The organism is Streptomyces sp. NPDC058691 (genome assembly GCF_042714775.1).
Taxonomy (GTDB): domain Bacteria; phylum Actinomycetota; class Actinomycetes; order Streptomycetales; family Streptomycetaceae; genus Actinacidiphila.
The window spans coordinates 23,103-29,341 of the sequence record NZ_JBHXSO010000076.1; the positions used below are offsets into that span (position 1 = coordinate 23,103).

A 6,239-nucleotide genomic window follows, 5' to 3' on the forward strand; every position below is an offset into this window, starting at 1 on the left:
CCTGGACGGCCGGACGGCGGCCACGGACGGTCAGCCCGCGGGCTCCAGCTCGACCTGGATCTCCACCTCGACGGGGGCGTCCAGCGGGAGCACCGCCACGCCGACCGCGCTGCGCGCGTGGACGCCGGCATCGCCGAGGACCTGGCCCAGCAGTTCACTCGCGCCGTTGACGACCCCGGGCTGCCCGGTGAAGTCGGGGGCGGAGGCCACAAAACCGACGACCTTGACAACCCGCTTCACCCGGTCGAGGTCGCCCGCGACGGACTTGACCGCCGCCAGGGCGTTGAGCGCGCAGGTGCGCGCGAGTTCCCTGGCCTGCTCCGGGGTGACCTCGGCGCCGACCTTGCCGCAGGTCGTCAGCTTGCCGTCGACCAGCGGGAGCTGGCCCGCCGTGAAGACGTACGGCCCGGACAGCACCGCGGGCACGTACGCCGCCAGGGGCGCCGCCACCTCGGGCAGCGTCAGCCCGAGGTCGACGAGCCGCTGCTCGACGGCGCTCACGCGCCCTTCTCCCGCTTGAGGTACGCCACCAACTGCTCGGGGTTGTTGGGGCCGGGAACGACCTGGACGAGCTCCCAGCCGTCCTCGCCCCAGGTGTCCAGAATCTGCTTCGTCGCGTGCACCAGCAGCGGCACGGTCGCGTATTCCCACTTGGTCATGAGGGGACTGTAATGCCTCGCACAGCCCAGCCCCCGAGTAGCCCCGCCCTCCACTGGTTAGGCTCGAAGGTGTGAGGCTCCACATCGTGACGGGCAAGGGCGGGACGGGTAAGACGACCGTCGCCGCCGCGCTGGCGCTGGCCCTGGCCGCCGAGGGGCGGCGCACCCTGCTGGCCGAGGTGGAGGGGCGCCAGGGCATCGCGCAGCTCTTCGAGACCGAGGCGCTTCCGTACGAGGAACGGAAGATCGCCGTCGCCCCGGGCGGCGGCGAGGTGCACGCACTGGCCATCGACGCCGAACAGGCGCTCCTGGACTACCTCGACATGTTCTACAAGCTCGGCCGCGCCGGCCGGGCGCTGAAGAAGCTCGGCGCCATCGACTTCGCGACCACCGTCGCTCCGGGCGTGCGGGACGTGCTGCTCACCGGCAAGGTGTGCGAGGCCGTGCGCCGCAAGGACCGCGCGGGCTGGCGGACGTACGACGCGGTCGTCCTCGACGCGCCGCCGACGGGGCGGATCACCCGCTTCCTGAACGTCAACGACGAGGTCGCGGGGCTGGCGCGGTTCGGTCCGATACACAATCAGGCGCAGGCCGTGATGCGGGTGCTGAAGTCCCCCGACACCGCGGTGCACCTGGTCACCCTGCTGGAGGAGATGCCGGTGCAGGAGACCGTGGACGGCGTGGCGGAACTGCACGCGGCCGGTCTGCCCACCGGCGCCGTGATCATCAACATGGTCCGCCCGGTGGTGATGGACAACGACGCCGTGGCCGCCGCGAGCAGCGGGCGCCGCACCGCCATCGCCAAGGCGCTCTCCCAGGCCGGCCTCGGAGGCGCGCGCCGCGGCGGGCTGGCGGAGCGGCTGGTCGACCCGCTGCTGGCCCAGGCGCACGAGCACGCCGAACGGGTCGCGTTGGAGCGCGCCCAGCGGGAGGAGCTCACCGGGCTCGGCCTGCCGTCGTACGAACTGGCGCAGCTGGCCGACGGCGTCGATCTCGGCGGGTTGTACAGATTGGCCGAAAATCTGCGGAAACAGGGGCTGGGGGTCGCGTGAGTCTGGACAGTCCGGTATTGGACATCGACGTGCTGCTGGACGATCCGACGACCCGGATCATCGTGTGCTGCGGCTCCGGCGGGGTCGGCAAGACCACCACCGCCGCCGCCCTGGGCGTGCGCGCCGCCGAGCGGGGCCGGAAGGCGGTCGTGCTGACCATCGACCCTGCACGCCGGCTGGCCCAGTCGATGGGGCTCACGGAGCTGGACAACACCCCCCGCAGGGTCGCCGGGATCGACGAGTCCGCGGGTGGTGAGCTGCACGCGATGATGCTCGACATGAAGCGGACCTTCGACGAGGTCGTGTTCCAGCACAGCGATCCGGAGCGGGCCCGCGCGATCATCGACAACCCCTTCTACCAGTCGCTCTCCGCGGGCTTCGCCGGCACGCAGGAGTACATGGCGATGGAGAAGCTGGGCCAGCTGCGGGCGCTGGACGCATGGGACCTGATCGTGGTCGACACGCCCCCGAGCCGGTCCGCACTGGACTTCCTGGACGCCCCCAAGCGGCTGGGGTCCTTCCTGGACGGCCGCTTCATCCGGCTGCTCATGGCCCCGGCGAAGGTCGGCGGACGGGCCGGGGTGAAGTTCCTGAACGTCGGGATGTCGATGATGACCGGCGTGCTCAGCAAGGTCATGGGCGCCCATCTGCTCAAGGACGTGCAGACCTTCGTGGCGGCGATGGACTCGATGTTCGGCGGCTTCCGCTCCCGGGCCGACGCCACGTACAAGCTGCTCCAGGCGAACGGCACCGCGTTCCTGGTGGTCGCGGCACCGGAACGGGACGCGCTGCGCGAGGCGGCGTACTTCGTGGAGCGGCTGGCCGCGGAGGACATGCCGCTGGCCGGGCTGGTGCTGAACCGGGTGCACAGCAGCGGCGCGGCGCAGCTCACGGCCGAGCGGGCGCTGGCCGCGGCGGAGGCACTCGCCGATGACACCGGCGACACGGACGGCGCGGGTGACATGGACGTCACCGGCAGCGCCGACGCCATGGCCGCCGAGTGGGATCCGGATCCCTCCGACCCGGAGAATTCGCCAACTCCCCAGCTGACCAGGGAGTTTGACGAATCCACAGAAAATCTTCAAAACCGCGGCATTGTGGATCAGCCCGGCGGGAAGGCTGGACTGCGTACGGCCGACGGCACCGAAGGGACCCTCAGCACGGACCAGAGCACTTCCGACCCCACCGATCCGGACGCGGATCCGTGGAGCGCCGACCGTCTCGCCGCCGGACTGCTGCGCCTGCATGCCGAGCGGATGCAGCTGGTCGCGCGTGAACGACGCACCCGCGACCGTTTCGTCTCCGTACACCCCGAGGTACCCATGGTCGATGTGGCCGCCCTGCCGGGCGACGTGCACGACCTGGAGGGCCTGCGCGAGATCGGCGAGCGCCTCGCGCAGGGTCAGCCGACGGCTGCGTAGTCGTCGTACTCACCGTCGTAGTCGTCGTCGCCCAGGTGCACGCCGGTGCTCTGCTCGTACTCCGTACGCGCGGTCTCCAGCAGCCTGCGCCACGAGGTGACCGTGGGACGCCGGCGCAGCAGCGCCCTGCGCTCGCGCTCGGTCATCCCGCCCCAGACACCGAACTCCACCCGGTTGTCCAAGGCGTCGGCCAGGCACTCCGTGCGTACCGGGCACCCCGTGCACACCGCCTTGGCCCTGTTCTGGGCCGCTCCCTGGACGAAAAGCTCGTCCGGATCCGTCGTGCGGCACGCGGCCTGCGTACTCCAGTCCGTAACCCAGCTGCTCATGCTGGCGCCGTCCTCTCCCGAATCGAGGCTCCCCCACGGCGGCAAGCGGCATATTCACCGTTGCCAGTTGAGGACGTTACGGAAGGTGGGCACGACGCAACAGCCCTTTCAGGCCCAATCTTGAATGGCCCGAACGGACTATGGGTCAGCGGTAGATCACCCTGGGGAGTGAGCTGACGGCAAAACGGACCAACCGCCCAAAAACGGTCAGATCACCCGCCTGGTACCCCGAGGACCACGCCATATGGCTGGCATATGACAGGAATTCGGGCAGTTCTCATCACCCACAAGAGTGAGGCTGGAAGACAGACGCGTGCGCATTGTTCGCGCCTGTCTGTTACAGACTAGGCGAACAAGCATGCCCACGTCTTAGGAATCGCAACGTAAGCTGCACCTCATGGGTCACAAGCGATCAGGCGGCATGCGCGGCGGAGGCCTCAGCACCGCCCAGCAGGCCGCCAAGTTCCTGGGTGTCAGTGTCCTGTCCGGCGTCGTGATGGCCGGCATCGCGCTGCCCGCGGCCGGAGCGTTCGGGCTGAGTGCCAAGGGCACCGCGGCCGGCTTCGACTCGCTGCCCGGCGAGCTGAAGCGTCCGCCGCTCTCCCAGAGCACGCAGATCCTGGACTCCAAGGGCGGTCTGATCGCGACCGTGTACTCCCGCGACCGCAAGGTCGTCACCCTCGGCGACATCAACAAGACCATGCAGCAGGCCATCGTCGCCATCGAGGACGCCCGCTTCTACGAGCACGGCGCGATCGACGTCAAGGGCATCCTGCGCGCCCTGAACAAGAACGCCCAGGACGGCGGGGTCTCCGAGGGCGCCTCGACACTGACCCAGCAGTTCGTGAAGAACGTCTTCATCGAGGAGGCCGGTGACGACCCGACCAAGGTCGCCCAGGCCACCCAGCAGACCGTGGGTCGCAAGATCAAGGAGATGAAGTACGCCATCCAGCTCGAGGAGGAGCTGGGGAAGAAGAAGATCCTCGAGAACTATCTCAACATCACCTTCTTCGGCGAGCAGGCGTACGGGGTCGAGTCCGCCGCCAGGCGCTACTTCAGCAAGTCCGCCAAGAACCTGTCGCTGACCGAGTCCGCGCTGCTGGCAGGCATCGTCCAGTCGCCCAGCCGCTACGACCCCGTCAACGACCCGCAAGAGGCCACCAAGCGCCGCAACGTCGTGCTGCAGCGCATGGCCGACCTGAAGAACATCACCCAGGCCCAGGCCGACGCCGCCAAGAAGAAGCCGCTCGGCCTCAAGGTCAGCCAGCCCAAGAACGGCTGCATCACGGCCGTCAGCGGCGCCGGCTTCTTCTGCGACTACGTGCGCGAGGTCTTCCTCACCGACCCGGGCTTCGGCAAGACCAAGGCCGACCGCGCCAAGCGCTGGAACCAGGGCGGCCTCGTCGTCCGCACCACCTTGGACCCGAAGGCCCAGCAGGCCGTCCAGGCCTCGATAAGCGATCACGTCTACCAGAGCGACGACGTCGCCTCCGCGGTGACGCTGATCCAGCCCGGCACGGGCCGGATCGTCGCGATGGGGCAGTCGCGCCCCTACGGCTTCAAGAAGAACCAGACGCAGATCAACCTCTCGGTCAACCAGGCCATGGGCGGCGGCGCCGGCTACCAGCCGGGCTCCACGTTCAAGGCGATCACCGCGGCCGCGGCGATCGAGCAGGGCACCGACCCTGCGCAGGTGTACCCGGCGCCGTACAAGATGGACTACCCGAGCCCGGTCACGACGTGCGGCGGCAACTGGGTCAACACCGAGGGCGCGACGGTGGAGAACGAGAACGAGTCCGAGAAGGGCCCGTACTCGATGAAGGAAGCCACCGCCAAGTCGGTCAACACCTACTACGTGCAGCTGATCAGCGACATCGGCGTGTGCCCGGTCACCGACATGGCCAAGGCCATGGGGATACAGCGTTCCAACGGCAAGGACCTCGCCCAGGTGCCCTCCATCACCCTGGGCACTCAGGAGGTCTCGCCCCTGACCATGGCGAACGCGTACGCGACCTTCGCCAACAAGGGCGTCTACTGCAGCCCGGTCGCCATCGAGTCGATCACCGACGCGGCAGGCAAGAAGCTGCCCGTGCCGAAGAGCGAGTGCAAGCGGGCCATGTCCGAGCAGACGGCCGCCACCCTCAACACCCTCCTCAAGGGCGTGGTCGAGGACGGCACCGGCCAGCAGGCGGGCCTGACCGACCGGGACAGCGCGGGCAAGACCGGTACGACCGACTACCGCTACGCGGCCTGGTTCGTCGGCTACACCTCGAACCTGGCCGGCGCGGTGTGGGTCGGTGACCCCGCCCACAAGCGCCAGATGACCAACATCACCATCGGCGGCGTCTACCACCCGAAGGTCTTCGGCGCCGACACCCCGGGCCCGATCTGGAAGGACGCCATGGCCGGCGCGCTGGCCGGGACGACCTCCGACAGCCTGCCGACGGTCGCGATCCGTGAGCCGGAGAAGCCCAAGCCCGACGACCACGGGGGCGACGGCCACGGCGACCAGCGGGGCGCCGAGAACGGCGGCAACGACAACGGCGGCCAGGGCGACAACGGAGGCGACGGCGGCTTCTTCGGCGGTCTCCTCGGCGGCGGCAACGGCAACGGCGGTGCGAACGGCAACGGCGGCACCACGGGCCCGGCCGACGGCGGCCCGGGCGGCGGCAGCGATGTCGGCACCACGGACGGCGGCGCCGTCACCCCCGGCAACGGCGGCACCGGCTGACGCCGGCGACCCACCGCACGAAGGGGCGCCCCGGACCGCATCGGTCC

The 6,239-nt window shown here is 69.6% G+C and carries 6 protein-coding genes; 3 read left to right on the plus strand and 3 right to left on the minus strand.

What is annotated here, in order from left to right; all coding sequences use genetic code 11:
* Positions 1-30: 30 nt before the first annotated feature.
* Positions 31-501 (minus strand): RidA family protein, encoded by a 471-nt coding sequence (locus ACFWVC_RS34810; protein ID WP_384296792.1) that lies wholly within the window; start codon positions 499-501, stop codon positions 31-33.
* Entirely contained in the window at positions 498-659 is a 162-nt protein-coding gene (locus ACFWVC_RS34815) for a DUF4177 domain-containing protein (RefSeq protein WP_106965770.1), read from the minus strand. Before ACFWVC_RS34815 ends, ACFWVC_RS34810 begins: the two co-directional genes overlap by 4 nt.
* A gap of 71 nt (positions 660-730) precedes the next feature.
* On the opposite strand from ACFWVC_RS34815, the gene ACFWVC_RS34820 reads away from it, so the two are divergent.
* On the plus strand, positions 731-1,711 hold the full coding sequence (locus ACFWVC_RS34820) for an ArsA-related P-loop ATPase (RefSeq protein WP_384296798.1): 981 nt from the start codon (positions 731-733) through the stop codon (positions 1,709-1,711).
* Entirely contained in the window at positions 1,708-3,132 is a 1,425-nt protein-coding gene (locus tag ACFWVC_RS34825) for an ArsA family ATPase (RefSeq protein ID WP_384296802.1), read from the plus strand. The genes ACFWVC_RS34820 and ACFWVC_RS34825 overlap by 4 nt, the downstream gene beginning before the upstream one ends.
* On the opposite strand, the gene ACFWVC_RS34830 is transcribed toward ACFWVC_RS34825, so the two are convergent.
* Positions 3,114-3,461 carry a WhiB family transcriptional regulator gene (locus tag ACFWVC_RS34830; RefSeq protein WP_319665424.1) on the minus strand — a complete coding sequence of 116 codons (348 nt, stop codon included), beginning with the start codon at positions 3,459-3,461 and terminating at the stop codon, positions 3,114-3,116. The genes ACFWVC_RS34825 and ACFWVC_RS34830 overlap by 19 nt on opposite strands.
* A gap of 397 nt (positions 3,462-3,858) precedes the next feature.
* On the opposite strand from ACFWVC_RS34830, the gene ACFWVC_RS34835 reads away from it, so the two are divergent.
* Entirely contained in the window at positions 3,859-6,192 is a 2,334-nt protein-coding gene (locus tag ACFWVC_RS34835) for a transglycosylase domain-containing protein (protein WP_384296805.1), read from the plus strand.
* Positions 6,193-6,239 lie beyond the last annotated feature (47 nt).

Bases quoted from the DNA above. Each gene is read 5' to 3' on its own strand.
- ACFWVC_RS34830 (WP_319665424.1), bottom strand. From the start codon at position 3,461: ATGAGCAGCTGGGTTACGGACTGGAGTACGCAGGCCGCGTGCCGCACG.
- ACFWVC_RS34815 (WP_106965770.1), bottom strand. From the start codon at position 659: ATGACCAAGTGGGAATACGCGACCGTGCCGCTGCTGGTGCACGCGACG.
- ACFWVC_RS34835 (WP_384296805.1), top strand. From the start codon at position 3,859: ATGGGTCACAAGCGATCAGGCGGCATGCGCGGCGGAGGCCTCAGCACC.